8 protein-coding genes are annotated in these 16,725 nt (G+C 70.3%); 5 read left to right on the forward strand and 3 right to left on the reverse strand.

The genetic code is table 11. From position 1 onward, the window contains the following. Positions 1-11: 11 nt before the first annotated feature. Entirely contained in the window at positions 12-2,774 is a 2,763-nt protein-coding gene (locus tag IG98_RS0124185) for a LuxR C-terminal-related transcriptional regulator (protein WP_051752778.1), read from the reverse strand. A 707-nt stretch (positions 2,775-3,481) separates the two neighbouring features. Between IG98_RS0124185 and IG98_RS0124190 the strand changes: the two genes are divergently transcribed. The 4 genes from IG98_RS0124190 to IG98_RS0124205 all read left to right on the forward strand — a co-directional run bounded on the left by IG98_RS0124190 (position 3,482) and on the right by IG98_RS0124205 (position 10,678). After that, positions 3,482-4,384 (forward strand): putative sugar O-methyltransferase, encoded by a 903-nt coding sequence (locus IG98_RS0124190; RefSeq protein ID WP_030916394.1) that lies wholly within the window; start codon positions 3,482-3,484, stop codon positions 4,382-4,384. Between the two features lie 127 nt (positions 4,385-4,511). After that, positions 4,512-5,933, forward strand: coding sequence for a S28 family serine protease (locus tag IG98_RS0124195; RefSeq protein ID WP_051752780.1), 1,422 nt, complete (start codon positions 4,512-4,514; stop codon positions 5,931-5,933). A 172-nt stretch (positions 5,934-6,105) separates the two neighbouring features. After that, positions 6,106-8,412, forward strand: coding sequence for a M64 family metallopeptidase (locus tag IG98_RS0124200; RefSeq protein ID WP_063766273.1), 2,307 nt, complete (start codon positions 6,106-6,108; stop codon positions 8,410-8,412). Positions 8,413-8,728: 316 nt separating this feature from the next. After that, positions 8,729-10,678: a hypothetical protein gene (locus IG98_RS0124205; protein ID WP_051752782.1), complete on the forward strand. Its 1,950-nt coding sequence runs from the start codon at positions 8,729-8,731 to the stop codon at positions 10,676-10,678. A gap of 7 nt (positions 10,679-10,685) precedes the next feature. Here IG98_RS0124205 and IG98_RS0124210 read toward each other — a convergent pair whose 3' ends face one another. Then, a complete protein-coding gene (locus IG98_RS0124210; protein WP_051752784.1) occupies positions 10,686-11,660 on the reverse strand; it encodes a GNAT family N-acetyltransferase in 975 nt (324 codons plus the stop codon). Positions 11,661-11,926: 266 nt separating this feature from the next. On the opposite strand from IG98_RS0124210, the gene IG98_RS53495 reads away from it, so the two are divergent. After that, positions 11,927-13,009, forward strand: coding sequence for a GNAT family N-acetyltransferase (locus tag IG98_RS53495; RefSeq protein ID WP_245651688.1), 1,083 nt, complete (start codon positions 11,927-11,929; stop codon positions 13,007-13,009). 197 nt (positions 13,010-13,206) lie between these two features. Here the strand turns inward: IG98_RS53495 and IG98_RS0124220 are convergent, their stop codons facing one another. Beyond that, entirely contained in the window at positions 13,207-16,719 is a 3,513-nt protein-coding gene (locus tag IG98_RS0124220; RefSeq protein WP_030916409.1) for a S8 family serine peptidase, read from the reverse strand. Between the last annotated feature and the right edge of the window lie 6 nt (positions 16,720-16,725).

Consider the following 16,725-nt stretch of genomic DNA (forward strand, 5'->3'; position numbering starts at 1 on the left):
GGGCGGACTGTTCACTTTGCGATTCCCCGCATGCCCGACTTGGCTCTCGACCCCGCCTCGGGTGGTCTGGCGGACACCCGCCGGTCGGGGGGCGCGAGTTCCGGGGGCAGATCGGCCCGGCTCTTCACTCCCAGCTTCCGGTAGACGCGGGTCAGATGCTGTTCGACGGTGCTCACCGTGATGTGCAGCGTCCGGCTTATCTCCCGGTTGGTGTGCCCGAGCGCGGCCAGCTCCGCCACCCTGCACTCCGAGTCGCTGAGCCCCAGCGGGTTCGGGTCCTCGGCGGGCTCCCCCGCGTCCGGCAGAACGGGACCGGTGGTCCAGCTCCTGCTGAGCCGCAGGGGCATCACTCCGGAGTGACAGATCTCGGCCTCCCGCATCGCCCGGCAGATCAGCGGCTTGGCCTCGTCGGCCTCCCCGAGTTGCTGCAGGGTCGCGCCCAGATCGGCCATCGCCCGGGACAGCAGCAGCCGGTCGCCCGCCGTCCGCAGGCACTCCACCGCCTCGCGCAGCAGCTCGGTACGCCGCGCGAGCCCGCTGGCGGCGGCCAGGATCAGCAGCGAGATGCCCCGGGTCCGCAGGTCGACGGGCTTGAGCCGCTCCATCTGCTCCGTCACCAGGTCGCGGGCCACCCCCCAGCGGCTGAGCCGGAGGTTCGCCTCGGCCAGATTGCTGCGCCAGGGGACCAGCATCGGCCGGTCGAGTTCCCAGTCCTGCATGAGCCTGCCGCAGGTCTGGAAGTCGCTGATCGCGGCGAGCACCCGATCGGTGGCCAGGTAGTAGTGACCGCGCGCGTGCAGGTAACGCAGGCCGATCAGGGTCGCGAACATCTCGTCGGGCACCCGCTGCTGCAGCAGCTCGGCCCCCTCCTCGTACTGCCCCATCGCCGTGCGGGCCAGCAGCAGCGTCGACCTCGGGTAGCCGATCAGGATGCCCCAGCTCTGCGCCTGCATCAGCTCCAGGGCGGCCTCCGCCCTGGCCGCGGCGACCACCACCTCCCCCTGCCGGAACGCGATCTCGGCCCGGACCGCGCCGAGCACGGCCTGCCAGGTGAGCGCGCCGCTGCGGACCGCCTCGTCGATCAGCTCGTCACACCGGTGAGTGGCCCGCTCCATCCTGCCCCCGTACATCAGGGTCAGGACGGCGATGGCCACCACCTCCAGGGTGGTCTCGCCGAGCCGGCTGCTCTGCAGGATGTTCTCGGCGCTCACCAGCGCCACCTCGCCGTCGCCGTGCGTCCAGATCGAGGTCATCCTGCGGGCCTCGTCGCCCCAGGCGGAGGCGGTGTCGAACCTTCCGTGCGGACCCCGCGACGTCCCGTAGAACCACTGGTAGGTGAGGTGCAGCTCGGCGGCGGTCTGCACGTTCAGCAGGTCGGGGGTCTCGGTCAGCGCCTCCATCGCCCTCGATGCCGTCTGCACGTCGCCGTTCCACAGCGAGTGCCGCACCACGGCCGCCGCGTCCTGGCCGAACAGACATCCCTTCTCCAGGGCCTCCCGCAGCAGCGGCAGATGCAGCGCGGCCGCCGAGGGGTTGACCCGCCACAGCGCCCGGACCAACACCTTCGTGATCGCCAGTCGCTCGCCCTCGTCGCGGACCGAGCGCAGGGCCAGTTCCAGGCACTGCACGGCCACGGCCACCTCGTTGCCGGCCAGCGCCTGCTCGGCCGCGTCCCGCAGCACCCCGGTCGCCCAGTCCTCCGGCGCCCGGTCCGCGGCGACGAAATGCCCCGCGATCTTCGTGGTGGACATGCCGCGCTGGTACAGCAGCCCGGCCGCGCGGACGTGCAGGCACGAACGCTCCTCGGCACCGATGCCGTCCAGCACCGCCGCGGCGGCCACCGGGTGCCGGAACCAGCCGTCGGCCAGCAGGCCCGCCTCGGTCAGGACCTTCACCGCCCGCTCGGCGGCCTTCGGATTGATCTTCGCCAGGCCGCCGGTCAGCCCGGCGGAGCTCGGCTCCCCCAGGACCGCCAGGGCCCGGGCCACCCGGAGCAGCTCCGGCTCCCACCGGTGCAGACACGCCATCACCGCCTGGGCGTACGCCGCCCCGGCGGCGACCGGGTCGCCGGGGTCGGTGCGATGGTCCTCGATCAGGGCGTTGACCAGCACCGGGTTTCCACCGCTCAGCCGGTGGAGCGCGGCGGCGGCGGCCGGACCCATCGTCGGGGGCAGCACCTCGGCGATGTCGCCGACCGACAGCGGGGTCAGCCAGATCCGGCGGTGGAACCCCCGGGTGACCTCGGCGGAGAAGGACGGGACCGTGGACTGCGGCAGATCCCACTCGTTCATGATCAGCAGAATGCGGGCGGAGCTTATCCTGCGGCACAGATAGAGCAGCAGCCGGAGTGAGAGGCCGTCCACCAGATGGACGGCGTCGACGCCGACGACCACCGGGCGCTCCCTGGACAGCTCCAGCAGGACATCGCCTATCTCGCGGACGACCTCGGCCTCCGCGTGCCGGGTGGCGCCGGGCGTCAGGGTGTGCCGCCGGATCAGCCGTGACACCTGGTCCGAGACCTCCGGCGGCAGCCCCGCGCCGTGGAACAACTGGTCGATCATGCCCGCCTGCAGGGTGTTCTCCCCCAGGGACCCGGTGGCGCTGAGCAGCAACGCTCCGGAGGTGGCCGCGACCCGGGAGAACTCGTGCAGCAACTCGGTCTTCCCGCTTGCCAGTCCCCCGCTGACCAGCACCAACCGGCCGTTTCCCGCGCCACTCTCGGCGAGCAACCCCGTCAGGACATCAAGTACGCTGCGATGCTGCGATGCCAGCATTTACTACATCCTCGTTTAGTCTGGCGACCCGGGTCCTACACGGCGGCAGAGTGAAACACTCCGCACTTCGCGGAATTCTCAGACGAGGGTCGTTCTCGACGGGGCTGTGGTGAGAGGGCGGCCTGCTATTCGTGGAGAACCGACGGTTTTATCGGGTCCGGCGTCACGGCAAGTCCGTCGACCCAACGGCAAAAGCATCGACAATCCCGAATTCCTTCACGTTCCGAACCGGTCAGCGAGCATCTCGTTCAGACATCATTCCTAGCTCACCGAGACCCGCCGTGTCAGCGGGCAACCGCGGGTAACCGCCCGCCTGGCGCCGCGACACCCGGAGCCCCATGCCACGGCCAGGCCAGTGGTCCGTCCGGTACGACGAGATTCGTGATCATGAAACGCGATCTTATAGTCGATAGGTCACAATTGGATAAATTTATTGACAACAACCTGTGGAACTGTGCCTACATCTTGCTGTCCCACGGGTAACGCCCCCGTGCTGACCTGGGCATTCGACGGCACCGCCATTAACCCTCCGTAATGATCATGCAGCCGATCAACTCCGGAGGGCCTCCGCGTACCGGGGTTCGGGACCCCGGAAGAGCTGCGCAAGTGATCTAGGCGCGAGCCGGTTCGGTGCGCGATACTCGTGCGGACGTGGGTGCGGCGCCCTGCGGACCGTGAATCGCCGAGCTCCAGGAAAGAGCAGACAGATGAGTCATAAATATGGCCAGAGCAGTCAGTGGGCGCACATTAACGAGACCAATCTCGCACTGGACGAGACCCCCGACCTGAGCCGTTTCAAATCCAGCCGGGTGAACTACAAGCTCGCGCTCTGGAATCCGGAGGTCAACGGCCGGAGATATCTGAAGACGCTCATCTACAATCTTGGCCTCCAGTTGTCGCCGGAGAACTGGGAGCGCCTGCTCCGAATCGGGAACCGCCAGCTGGGAGAGCCCATCACGGTCACCCTGAAGGGCGAGCCGATCTGCCTGGACTATCTGCAGGCGGTTCTTGAGCTCGATTTCATGGCACGGTCCGTGAAAATGGACGGCGCACGGATCCTGGAGATCGGCGCCGGGTACGGCCGGTCCTGCCACGCCATTCTGTCGAACCACGATGTCGCGGAATATCACATCATCGACCTGGAGAACTGCCTGAAGCTCTCCCGTGAGTACCTGCGCGCCGTGCTGAGCGGCGAGCAGTTCGAGAGGATCAGGTTCCTGGGGATCGACGAGGTGGAGGATCTCTCCGGCGGCGAGCCCTTCGACCTGTGCGTCAACATCGACTCGTTCGCCGAGATGCCCGCGGACACGGTCAGGAACTACCTCTCCCTCATCGACGGTGTCGCCACCCGCTTCTACACGAAGAACCCGGTCGGCAAGTACCTGGACCCGGACCTGGACGGGCACTACGAGGGGCAGGCCGTGGTCCAGCAGGCCCTCGAATCCGGCCTGCTCCGCGAGATCATCGACGTGCACGACAGCGAGGCGGTCCGGGCGCAGTCCGAGCGTTTCGTCGAGGTGTACCAGCCCGGCGACGACTGGCGGCTCGTCGCGGACGGCTGGGGAACCCCGTGGAGCTACTACTGGCAGGCCCTGTACACGAAGTCATGATCGGCCCTCCCGGCATCCCCCACCAATCACTCCCATAACACCAGAATGATGGAAATCAGGACTACCACCGACAAAGCGTGATCGATAGCCTCTTTCGACACTTCGTGTGCCAGAAGGAGACATATCAGTGCGCACACTTCCCGCCCTCATGCTGGCGGCCCTCACCGCCGGCTCGATCGGCGTGGCCGGGTTCACCCCCGCCGCGGCGGCGGAACCCGGCCTCGCGTCTCTCACCGCGACGGTCGAGGACGAACTCCTCGGCAAGCTCACCACCATCCCCGGGCTGACCGTGGTCTCGGAGACCCGGCCGACCGGCTACCGGTTCTTCGTCCTGCGCCTCACCCAGCCGATCGACCACCGCCATCCGGGCAAGGGCACGTACCAGCAGCGATTCACCCTGCTGCACCGGTCCGCCGACGCGCCGGTCGTGCTGTACACCGGCGGGTACGGCCTGCCGGTCAACCCCGGCGCCTCCCAGACCGAGCCGACCCGGCTGCTCGGCGCCAACCAGGTCTCGGTGGAGCACCGGTTCTTCCGGAACTCCCGCCCGGACCCGGCGGACTGGGAAAAGCTCGACCTCTGGCAGGAGGCCAGTGACGAGCACCGGATCGTCGAGGCGCTCAAGACGGTCTACTCGGGGAAGTGGATCCAGACCGGCGCGAGCAAGGGCGGCATGACCTCGGTCTACCATCGGCGGTTCTACCCCGGTGACGTGGACGGCGTGGTGGCCTACGTCGCGCCGAACGACCGGGTCAACCCGGCCGACCACGCCTACGACGACTTCTTCGCGAACGTGGCCGACCAGGCCTGCCGTACCGCGTTGGACAACGTGCAGGCCGAGGCGCTCAAACGGCGCGAGCGGCTGGTTCCCCGGCTGGAGGCGACCGCCGCCCGCGACGGGCTCACCTTCGGCGACTCCCTGGGCACCGCGGACCGGTCGTTCGAGATGACGGTCCTCGACACGGTCTGGGCGTTCTGGCAGTACTCCAGGGTGTCCGACTGCGCGGACGTGCCGGCCGCGACCGCCTCCGACGACGAGATCTACGCGTGGATCGACAACGTGGCGGGCTTCTCCTTCTACACCGACCAGGGCATGTCGTACTACGTCCCGTACTACTACCAGGCCGCGAAGCAGCTCGGCTGGCCCGACCTGAAGTTCGCGCACCTGCGCGGCGTGGCCAGATACCCCAAGCTGTACCAGCCCAACTCGGTGCTCCCCGCCGGCCTGCGCACCGGGCACGACCCGAAGCCGATGCTCGACGTGGACCACTGGGTACGCAAGGACGCGAGCCAGATGATGTTCGTCTACGGCGAGAACGACCCGTGGAGCGCGGAGCGGTTCACGCCCAGCCGGAAGGACTCCCATCTGTACGTCGCCCCCGGCGCCAACCACGGCGCGAACATCTCCCAGCTGAGCCCGGCCGAGCGCGACGCGGCGACGGCGACGCTCAGGCGCTGGGCCGGGGTGTCCGACAACGTCACCGTCAACAACCGCGCGGTGCCGCCCCTCCCCGAAGACGACATGCTCCCCCCGCGCGGGGAGCGCTGATCTCCCCTCCCGGTACGGCCGGCCTGCCGCCGTACCGGGACCGGGGGCGTGGCGCTCCCGCCACGCCCCCGGGCGAACAGCTGAATATCCCGGTTTTGAGATGAAATGCCCGGGGCATCCCCGCACGACCGTGCGGGGACGCCCCGACCGCCCCCTGGAGGTTCCCCCCGCCATGCGTATCACCAGGCCGCTCACCGCCTTGGCGGCCATCTCGATGACCGCCGCCCTGCTCACCGTTCCGGCGGCACCCGCCGTCGCCGCCGCCGGCAGCGCCACCGTGGTGCCGCTCCAGGTCACCGGCGCCCCGGCCAAGCGGTTCAATCTGATCATCATGGGTGACGGCTACACCGAGAGCGAGCAGTCCGCGTTCGCCGCCGACACCGACCAGCAGCTCAACGTGATGTGGTCCATCGAGCCGTACAAGTCCTACCGCAACTACTTCAACGTCTACCGGGTGGACATCGTCTCCGGCGAGTCCGGTATCGGCTGTGACCCCGACCTGGCCTCGGGGAAGAGGAACACCCCGCTGAGCATGGCCTTCTGGGGCGGCTGCAACCCCGCCAGCGTCCAGCGGCTGATCACCATGAGCAACTCGGCCGCCAACTCGTACGCCAACCTGGTGGCCGGGACCAGCGGCGCCAACCGGCAGATCCTGGCCCTGGGCAACAGCGGGACCTACGGCGGAGCGGGCGGCGCCTACGCCACCTCCTCGGGCCACAACTCGATGTCGGCCCTCATCGCGCCGCACGAGATCGGCCACTCGCTGGGCGGCCTGCAGGACGAGTACACCTACTACACGCGCGGCGTGGAGGGCGGCGTCTACACCGGGGCCGAGCCCGGCTCCGTACACCACACCCTGCTGACCGAGCAGCAGATCGCCGACCAGCGAAAGAAGTGGTGGCGCTGGCTGGGCGAGCCCAGCGAGGCGGGCGGCACCATCGGCCGCCACGAGGGCGGCCTGTACTTCGGCAAAGGCGTCTGGCGACCCAGCGAGCACTCCATCATGCGGACGCTGGGGTACTACTACGACCAGGTCAGCCGCGAGGTCATGACCCAGAAGATCTCCGCCAAGGTCGGCCTCATCCAGGACGGCACGCCCACCGCGTCGCCGGTCGGCGCCGACCGGGTGCTCTGGGTGGAGCCGCTGCACCCCAACAGCCACTCGCTGACCACCACCTGGAGCGTCGACGGCACCGAACTGCCGGCTGAGGGCACCGCGCTCGACCTCCGCACGCTGAACCTGCCGGCCGGCACGCACACGGTGAAGGCGACCGTCACCGACCCGACCGGCTTCGTGCGGGACCCGGCCATCCGCTCCGGCGCCCTCACCGCCACCCGCACCTGGACCGTGGACACGACCGTGACCACCGTCCCCGCCGAGGTCGGCGCCGGTCTGCTCTCCTCCACCCCCACCGACCAGGCCGTCGGCCACGACGAGGTGGTCTACGTCGAGACCACCCACCCCGACGACGCCGTCCCCGCCGTCACCTGGACGCTGGACGGCACGCGGCTCGGCAACGGCGACGGGGACCTGGACCTGGGCGCGCTCACGCTCACCCCCGGCAACCACACCCTCACCGCCACCTCCGGCGGCGACACCCGGTCCTGGACCGTCGACAACACACCGCCCACCACCGGCTACGAACTCTCCGAGCCGCTGGTCGCCTCCGGCGACGTCCACGTCTACAACGGTCCCTTCACCATGAGGCTCACCGGCGACGACGACCAGGACGGCTACGTGGTGAGCGAGTCCCGGGTGGACGGCGACGGCTGGTTCAACTACTTCGGCTGGCCGACCTCCGCCGACCTGCCGTGGACGTTCAGCGAGAGCGGCACCGTCATCGACAGCCTCACGTTCGGCAGGCTGCCGCGCGGCAGGCACACCGTCGAGTACCGCTCGATCGACCCCAGCGGCAACCACGGCACGGCCAGGAGCTTCACCGTCACCACCCTCGCGGCGCCGCCCGCCTGCACCACCACGGTCACCGGCACCAGGAACGGGACCCTCGTTGCCCGCTCCGGCGTCACCTGCCTGAACGACGCCCGGATCAACGGCGGGGTGACCGTCTCCCCCGGTGCCTCCCTGGTGGTCAACGGCGGCACGATCAACGGGGCGGTCACCGCGACCGCCGCCGCCGAGGTGCACCTGCTCAAGGCGCGGATCAACGGTGCGGTCGCCGTCTCCGGCACCACCGGCCGGCTGATCGTCGCCGGCTCCGACCTCAGGGGCGCGGCGGTGCTGAACGACAACACCACCGTCGACGCGCTCGTGATGGCGGGCACCAGCGTCCGCGGCGCGCTCGCCTGCGGCGGCAACACGCCCGCGCCGTCCAACGCCGGGGTGTCCAACCAGATCACCGGCAGCGGCCAGTGCGCCGGCCTCGTCGACCCGCGCCCCAACCCCCGAGGCAAGGCCTACGAGGCCGTGGTCTCCAGCACCGTCCCCGAAAAGGGCATGTACCAGCACGACCACAACTGATCCGCATGACCGGCGGGACGTCCCCACAGGGGCGTCCCGCCCTCGTGTTCCAGGGGATCGCCCAGGACTCCCCGCGGTCGAGCAGGCCTTCCGGCCACGCCCCGTACGACCGCCGGTAGACGGCCATCCGTTGGATCTGCGGCGATGATGGCACGATAGGTGTCCCGTGCGTGCTCAACGGCCTCCTGGCCGGCCTGGCCGCCACCCCGCGCACACCGTCCCGGTGGAAAGGGCAGGCCGGGACATGACACGGACGGCGAGAGCGATCGAGGAAAAGCGGCTCGGCTCGGTCATGGCGATATGAGTACGGGGGTTCATGGTGCGGACGCATTTCGATCCGGAGGAGGCCGAGGAGTTCGAGTCGGCGAAGGACCTGCTGGTCCGCCGCTGCCTCACCTGGGCCGACGAGCACGGCCTGCGGGCCGAGGAGGCGATGCTGGCGGCGGCCCTGGACGCGCGGCACCGCAGCCGCGACGGGCGGCTGGCCTGCTGGGACGCGCGACAGGTCCGGCGTTTCCTGCTGGAATGGATTCCCCGGCACCTCGTGGCCGAGCCGGATGTCCTCGCCACCGCCCCGGAAAGCCTGCTGACGCTCCTGCGCTACCTCGCCGCGTCCGGCCTGCGTGACCCTCGGGGCGCCTCCCCGGCGGAGCTGGAGGCGGTCGTGGCCGAGGCCGGGGCGGAGTATCCGGCGGCGCTGGCCGACCCGGCCCGGCAGGGCATCGGGAAGTTCTGGGCGCGGACCGCCCTCGACAACGGCATCGTCCTCGACGACGAAGGGGCCGCGGCCCGGTTCCGGAGCGACGTCGACGCGGGCCGGATACGGTTCGACGCCGACGTGCTCGACAGGCTTCTCGCCGACGAGTTCGCCGGTGCCGGCCCCAACGACGAGCGAGCCTTCCCGCAGAGTCCCGTCGCGCTTCCCCCCACCGCCGAACTCGCCGCCGAGACCGCCCGGAGCGAGGTCGTACGGCGGCTGACCGCCCTGACCCGCTGGGTCGGGACGGACGGGCGGCCCCTCACCAAGACCGGAAACCTGCGGCTGGCCGGCGCCCGCGAGCTGGCGGCGCTGCTGGGCACCGGGGAACAGAATCTGCGGATGCGCAGCTCCGCCCAGATGCCCCAGGTGAGCCTCCTGCTGGCGTGGGCGAAGAAGACGGGCCTGGTACGAGCGCACGAGGGCCGCCGCCTGGTCCCGGTGGCCGAGGCCGCCCCCGTCCTGCGTGACCCGGAGGCGCTGTGGCGGCGCGCGTTCGAGGCGGTCTTCGAGCTGGGCACCGCGATCTGCAGGCCCACTTTGGGGAGGGCCGGCTCCGCGATGCTCGTCACGGCGTTCGACGTGCTGCTGCCCGACGTGCTGAACACGATGTACGGCATGCCGATCCCGATCCCCGTGGCCCGGCTGCAGGAGACCACGTGGCTGGCCTGCCAGGAGTACTTCCTGCTCGACACCAAGAAGGGCCGCTCCCGTCAGGACGTCTGGCGCCGTGAGGTCGAGAGGGATCTGCTCGCGGTGTTCGACGTCCTTTCCCGCCTCGGTGTCGTCGAGCCGAGCCACGGCGTGCCCGACGAGCTGTACTCCGGCGACCTGCGTCCCGGCGGGTTCGGCGAGGACGACCTGCCATTGCCTCCCAAGGCATGCGCCCGGCTCCTGTCGCGCCTGGCGGAGCCGGGCCCGCTGGTACGGCTGACACCCCTGGGCACCCGAGCCGTGCGGGAGCGGCTGCTCGCCGACGGGCGGGACGCCCCGCTGGTCGGGGAACTGGCGGACGCCACGGCAGCCGAACTGCTGGGGGTGCTCGCCCAGCACTACACGCAGGAGACGGCGGCGGCCGAGCTGACCGGCTGGCTGACGGCGCACGGAGGTGACGTCGAGCCGCTGCTGGACGCCATCCGCGCCTGCCCCTTCCGTAACCGCGCCTTCGCCATGTTCTCCACCCTGGCGGGGACGCTCCCCGACGGGCGGTCGATACAGGCGAGGCTCCGGAGTGATCCGGTGCTGGGGCCCGTCGTGCTGAGCGCCCTCCTGAAGACGGAAGAGCTGCGCCCCGAGGATCTCAGCACCGACGAGCACTCCCTGCTACGCGCCGAGGGATTGATCATCCTGCTGGAGCTGAGCGGCCCCGAGGGCGTCATGGAGCAACTCCACGGGTCGTTGGGCGGGGACGCGCCCGAGTTCGTCGCGGAGGCGCTGGATTCGGGGCACCCCACGCGAGCGGCCCTGGAGGAGCTGCGCGCACTGGTGTACGAGCCGATGCTGGCCTAGGTGGTCGTCACGCCACCGCCGGAACCAGCGGGAGCCCGTAGTCGGCCGCGCGGTGCGCGATCTCGAACCCGGCGCGGGTGTAGACGCCCAGAGCCCCGGTCGGATTGTCGGCGTCCACCCCCAGCCCGGCCTTGTCGTACCCCTGCGCCCGGAACTCGCGCAGCGCGTGCGCGAGCAGCGCGCTCGCCACCCCCCGGCCCCGCCACTCGCGCAGGGTGCCGATGATCTGGATCCACGCCTCGCGGACCCCGGTCGCCTCGGTGTCGGCCTCGAAGTAGTGGGTGAGCAGAATGCCCACGCTCTCCCCCGACGCGTCCAGCGCGACGAAGGACCCCTCCGGCCGGAACACCTTCAGCCCGACGATGGTGTTCCGCCAGGACTCCGGGGTGTGCTGGACGCTCCCCCAGTGGTCGACGAAGGCGCGGTTACGCACCTGGAGGACCGCGTCCTCCAGGTCATCGCGGTAGGTGACGATCCGAAGCCCGTCCGGCGGCGAGACCTCCGGCAGCTCGGCGCCCAGGTCGAGGGCCATCCCGTAGAACCACCGGGCCGGCTGCATCCCGGCCCCGGTGACCAGCGCCCGCAGACCCTCGTTGCGGGCGTCCACCTCGACATGGAGTTCGAGCGGCTGCCCGGGGAACCGCCGCTCGTGCAGCGTCGGCGTGTTGCCGATCGCCCACTCCAGCAGGTGACCCCCCAGCCCCCGGCGCCGATGCTCCGGATGCACCCCGCCCCACAGGCTCATCCGATGCACCGGCTGAGCCGCCGCCCGGCCCATGGTCACCCCGTACGCGACCAGCCGGCCGGACTCCCAGGCCCCCAGCGTGCCCTCGACGGGATCGAGCAGCGGGTTGGCGAGCTCCTCGGCGAGGTCGTCCGCGTCGCTTCTCCCCCCGACCTGGTCGACCGCGTCGATCGCCACCAGCAACTCCGCCCACGCTCCGACATCGTCCTTGCCCAGCGGGGCCCACTCGACGGTCATAGTCATCAAGCGTAGAAGCAGACCGCCCCCGACAGCGACCGGTTTCCCCCCGAGCCGGAGGTGCGGGCCGGTCCTTGACGAGCGAGTGGCCATGCGCCACCGGCCGTGGGCACTCGACTGCCGTCACCTCGCGCTCACGCCCTACGCTCGGCCTGGGCTGACAGCGAAGGACGCCGCGATATCCGATGGCCCGTTCGTGTTCGAACATGACACTGTATGACGATGTCCGAGAAGGTGAACGCCCGCAGAGTCGTCCGAGCGGCCTCATGAGCTTCGGCACCTACGCGCGCCGGGTCCGAAATCAGGATCTGCCCTACGGGCTGCGCTACACCTCCCTCAGATGCGCGGTCGAGCGTTACATGCCCGTTGGACACCACGCGACCTGGGACTACATCACCGGCCGCGCCGGACGGGTACGGACGGACGAGGCCGCCCTGCTCCGCGCGCTGGACATCCTGGAGACCAGCCGGGAAGCCTGGCTGGCGGAGATGGCGGCGTTCGCGCTGCGCCGTACGACCGAGAAACGTGATCGCCGCACCGTATCCGCCGACGAGCACCGATACCGGCACGGCTGGCGCTGGCCGGGTCCTGACGCGCACGAGGCGACGCACCAGACGGTCCAGACCCTGTGGGCCCGGCGCCGGCGGCTGCCCTTCCCGGAGGTACCGTCCCTGGTCACGCTGGACTCGACCGTCGCGGACTGCGTGCAGACCTACCTGCGCCGGGGCGGAGCCCTGCATCCCGACCATCGGGACGTGCTGCGGTCCTGCCTGGCCGACCTGCGTGCCGTACGGTTCGATTACCGTTCGCCCATCTCCGGGGCGTTCGGCTATTTCCTCCGGCTGCGCAAGATGGCCGAACTCGTGGCACACGACGCGCTGCCGCTCATACGCCGGGCATGGCACGGCGACGCGGAGCGGATCGCGGACGTCTTCCTGGCCGCGCGTGGCCGGATGACCTACCTGCCGCGCCTGCACACCGAGAAGGAGACCCGGGCCTGGATCGCCGGGGTCGTGGTCGCCCGCCACGAGACCTGGGTGGCCGAACTACACGGCCAGGTCGCCGGGTTCGCCGCCCTGGACGACCGGTGGCTGGAACACCTGTACGTCGCGCCGGAGGCCCAGGGCCACGGCATCGGCTCAGCCCTGCTCGCCCAGGCCGGGAAGGTACGGCCCCGCCTGCTCAACCTGCACGTGTTCCAGCAGAACACCGGCGCCCGCCGCTTCTACGAACGGCACGGCTTCGCCCTGGTGGCACTGCGAGACGGCGACGACAACGAGGAGAACCTCCCCGACGCCCACTATCGGCGGCCGGCCGGTGCCGAGCCGGCACCGGATTCTCGTCGGTGATCCAGCCGGTGTCCACGCTGCACATGTACACCCCTGCCGCGCCAGGTCGGCGGCGCCGGTACGGGTCGGCATGTTCAGCCCGGCCCTGGCCATGTCGGTGTGCGGGTGACGGCCGGTCTTGTTCGTCACCGTGGACCGGCCCTCCACCGCCGACACGTTCACATGACTCCGTTTCAGATGACAACGGGGCACGGCCGTTACGGAGTGGCCTTGTCGGGGCGTTCGGAGACGCGGATGGCGTTGACGATGGGGTCACCGATCCGCTTGGCGAACCGTAGGTTGAGCTGGCCGTCGGTGACCTTCACCGTGTACTGCCGGGTGACGGCGGTGTAGGTGCCGGACTCCAGGGCCAGGTCCAGCGCGGGGATCGCGAGCTCGCCCTCGACGAGGACGTCGAAGACGCGCCTGCCCGCGGCGGTGTTCCGGGTGTCGGCGAAGCCCAGTTCGACGGTGTAGGTGCCACTGGGCACCTGGTCGAACCGGTACTCCAGCATCGACTCGCGGGCGCTCCTGAACAGCGTCTGCTCGGTGGTGCCCTTGATCGTCTTACTGGCCGTGCTCGTCTTCGTGCCGGTGCCGACGTAGCCGTAGCCGCCGGTGCCGTACTTCCGGTCGGCGCTCCAGCGGTCCCCGACGGCGTCGACGACGTCCTTGGTCCCGCCCACCTCGACGGCGACCTGGAGCTTGGGCACCACAACCGCCACGGTGATCTCAAACTGCGGGTTACGGCCGCTCGCCGAGCGCACCAGCAGCTTGCCGGTGCGGACGGTTCCCGGCTGGACCCCCGAACTGGAGGCGGTGACCTTCAACGTCACCGCCTGGCCCGAGTCGAGCCGGCCTGCGGCGGGCGTCACGGCCAGCCAGTCCTGGGCGGGATCGGTCACCACGGTGTAGTCCGTGGCGCCCCCCAGATTGGCCAGCTCGACCGTGCCGGTCCTGGTGGCCCCGGCCGGCATCACCAGGGTCAGCTCGCCGACCGAGGCCGTCACCTGGCCGGTGGCCAGGGCCGTGTCGACCCGGGTCAGGGTTCCGGCGGTGACGGTGACCTCCTGGGTGAAGGTCCCGTAGTTCTCCTTGGAGACCTCGACCGGGTGGTCCCCCACCAGGACCTGCCCGAGGAACGTGCCGTCGGTCCCGGTGGTGAAGGTCGCCACGTCGCCCACCTTCACCGTCGCGCCCGCCAGCGGCTTGCCGTCGTTGGCGTCGGTGACGGTGCCGACCAGCATCCCGTGCCGGCTCGCGATGAAGGTCAGGCTCTGACCGTCGGCGAGGGCGGCGCTGTTGGTGGAGTACTGCAGCGCGTCGGTGCCCCCGGCGTTCTCGATGCCCACCGTGGCACTGGTCCCGGCGGCTCGCTCGCTGCCGATCCCCTTGTAGCGGAACCCGATGGAACCGTCCTCGCCGAGCAGCGCCGAGAACGAGATACGCAGGCCGGAGTCGGAGTAGAACCGGGCGTCGCGCCATTCGATGACGAAGGTGCGCTTCGGCGCGGTCCCGACGGTGGCGGTGTAGACCCCGGACTGGGCGTCCAGCACCAGGTCGTCCCAGTAGGGGTAGATCGCCGCGTTGGGCGCGGCGGTGGAGGGCAGCGATCCGTTGCTCGCCACGGTGCTGCTGGCGGCGAAGTTCAGGAACCCGTTGCTGCTGATCCAGCCGGCACTCTGGCCGGCGCCATAGAAGGGGAAGGTGAACGGCAGCGTGATCGGCTGGGCCGCGTCGTCGCCGGTGAGCGTCTGCTTGGCGGTGCCCGCGACGTACGCCTCGGTCCCGCCGGTGCAGGTGTAGCCGAAGGAGTCGGTGCGGCGCGGCAGTTCGATGTCCTTGGTCAGGTCGCCGTTCAGCGTGATCGACACGGTGAGGCCGCTCGCGCACCGGGAGAGCGGGGTGGTCTTGAGCTCGTGGTCACCGTTCGGCAGCGTGAGCTCGTACCGCCCTGCGGCGTCGGTGACCGCGCTGACCGGGGTGCCCACCGCGACGACGGTGGCGCCCACCTCGGGCGTTCCCGCAGCGGTGACCGTTCCGGACACCGTGCCCCAGGGCTGCCGGGTCAGCGTCACGTCCTTGGTGGTCGTCTGGTCGGCCACGACGGTGGCCGTCGCGGTGGCGTCGCCGTATCCGAACTTCCTGACGGTGATCTGGTAGTCGCCCTCCAGCAGGCGGGGCAGTGTGTACGTCCCGTCCTGCGCGGTGGTGACCGTACGGCCCAGCGGCCCGGTGACGGTGAGGGTCGCCGAGGCCACCGGCGAGCCGCCGGCGGTGACGGTGCCCTGCAGCGCGCCGAGCGCCCCGACGGGAGCGGCCTGGACCGCCGCGAACGTGTCGAGCCGGCCCTCCCCCCAGATGTTGTTGTCCGCGGCGGTGCCGCCGCACCGTGTGTCGTCGACGTCGATCGCGGTCCGGTCGAGCAGTTGCCGGGTGGAGGCGATGTCGCCCTGCAGGGCGGGAGAGGCCGACCACATCAGCGCCACGGTGGCCGCCACGTGCGGGCTGGCCATCGAGGTGCCGGAGAAGACGTCGTACCCGCCGGGGATGGACGAGCGCACGTTGACGCCGGGCGCGGCGAGATTGGGCTTGATCTCGCCGTTCTCGCCGGTGCCCCGGGTGGAGAAGCTCGCGATGGCGTTGCCGACGTCGAACGCGCCGGCGCTGTAGCTGGAGCCGTACTGTCCCGGCGAACCGCTGGAGTTGCAGCCCGCGGCGGTGACGTTGCCGTTGGAGAAGGCGGGGAAGATGCCCGCCGCGACCCACGCCTCGACGGTCTCCTTGTACCAGGGGTCGAATCCGGCGCCGCCCCAGGAGTTGTTGACGATGTCGGGTGCGAGGTCGGGGCGCGGGTTGGCGCCGTTCAGGTCGGTGGGCGCGAGCACCCACTGCCCGGCGGCCAGGAGCGAGGCGTCGGAGCAGCTGTTGCTCTCGCAGCCCTTGGCGGCGATCCACTTCGCGCCGGGAGCGACGCCGATGGTGTTGGCGCCCTCACCACCGACCATGGTCCCCATGGTGTGGGTGCCGTGGTCGTTGTTGTCGCACGGCGCGTCGCTCGGGCATATCCCCGCCGGGTCGAACCAGTTGTAGTTGTGGTCGACGCCGCCGTCGGCCTTCTTGCCGCGATACCGGGCGGCCAGCGCGGGATGGTCGAACTGCACACCACTGTCGATGTTGGCCACGACGACGCCCTCGCCGCGGGTGCCCAGCTCGCTCCAGACCCTGGGCGCGTTGACCCGGTCGATGTTCCACTCGACCGCGTCGACCTTCGCCACTTCCCTGCCCGGCAGCGGCTCGGGCAGTTTGACGACGCGGCTGGGCTCGATCCGCTCCACTTCGGGCAGGTCGGCGATCTCCGCGGCCAGTTTGGCGTCGCCGGTCACCTGGACGGCGTTGGCGATCCAGAACGGGGTGAAGTCGGCGTGCTGGGCGGTGAGGAGCTTACGCAGGCCTGCTTGCGACGTCGCGGCGAGCTCGGTCTTTGCCTGGAATACCTGCTTGGCCTTATCGATCTTGGTCTTCGCCCTGCGGGCGGCACTGAGGTCCGCGTCACTCTTCATACGGACCCAGAAGGTGGCCTTGTCGTCTGCGGAAAGGTCCGCCAGGACCGACTCGTCGATCTTCTGGGGTTCGGGCGCGGCCTGGGCCACCCCCTGAGGGAGCATGAGCGTGAGGGCGGCGACGGTCCCGGTCAGGACCACCCGCCAGTGCCGGGGGGTGTTTGACACACGATC

The sequence above is a fragment of the Streptosporangium amethystogenes genome, assembly GCF_000721075.1.
GTDB lineage: Bacteria > Actinomycetota > Actinomycetes > Streptosporangiales > Streptosporangiaceae > Streptosporangium > Streptosporangium amethystogenes.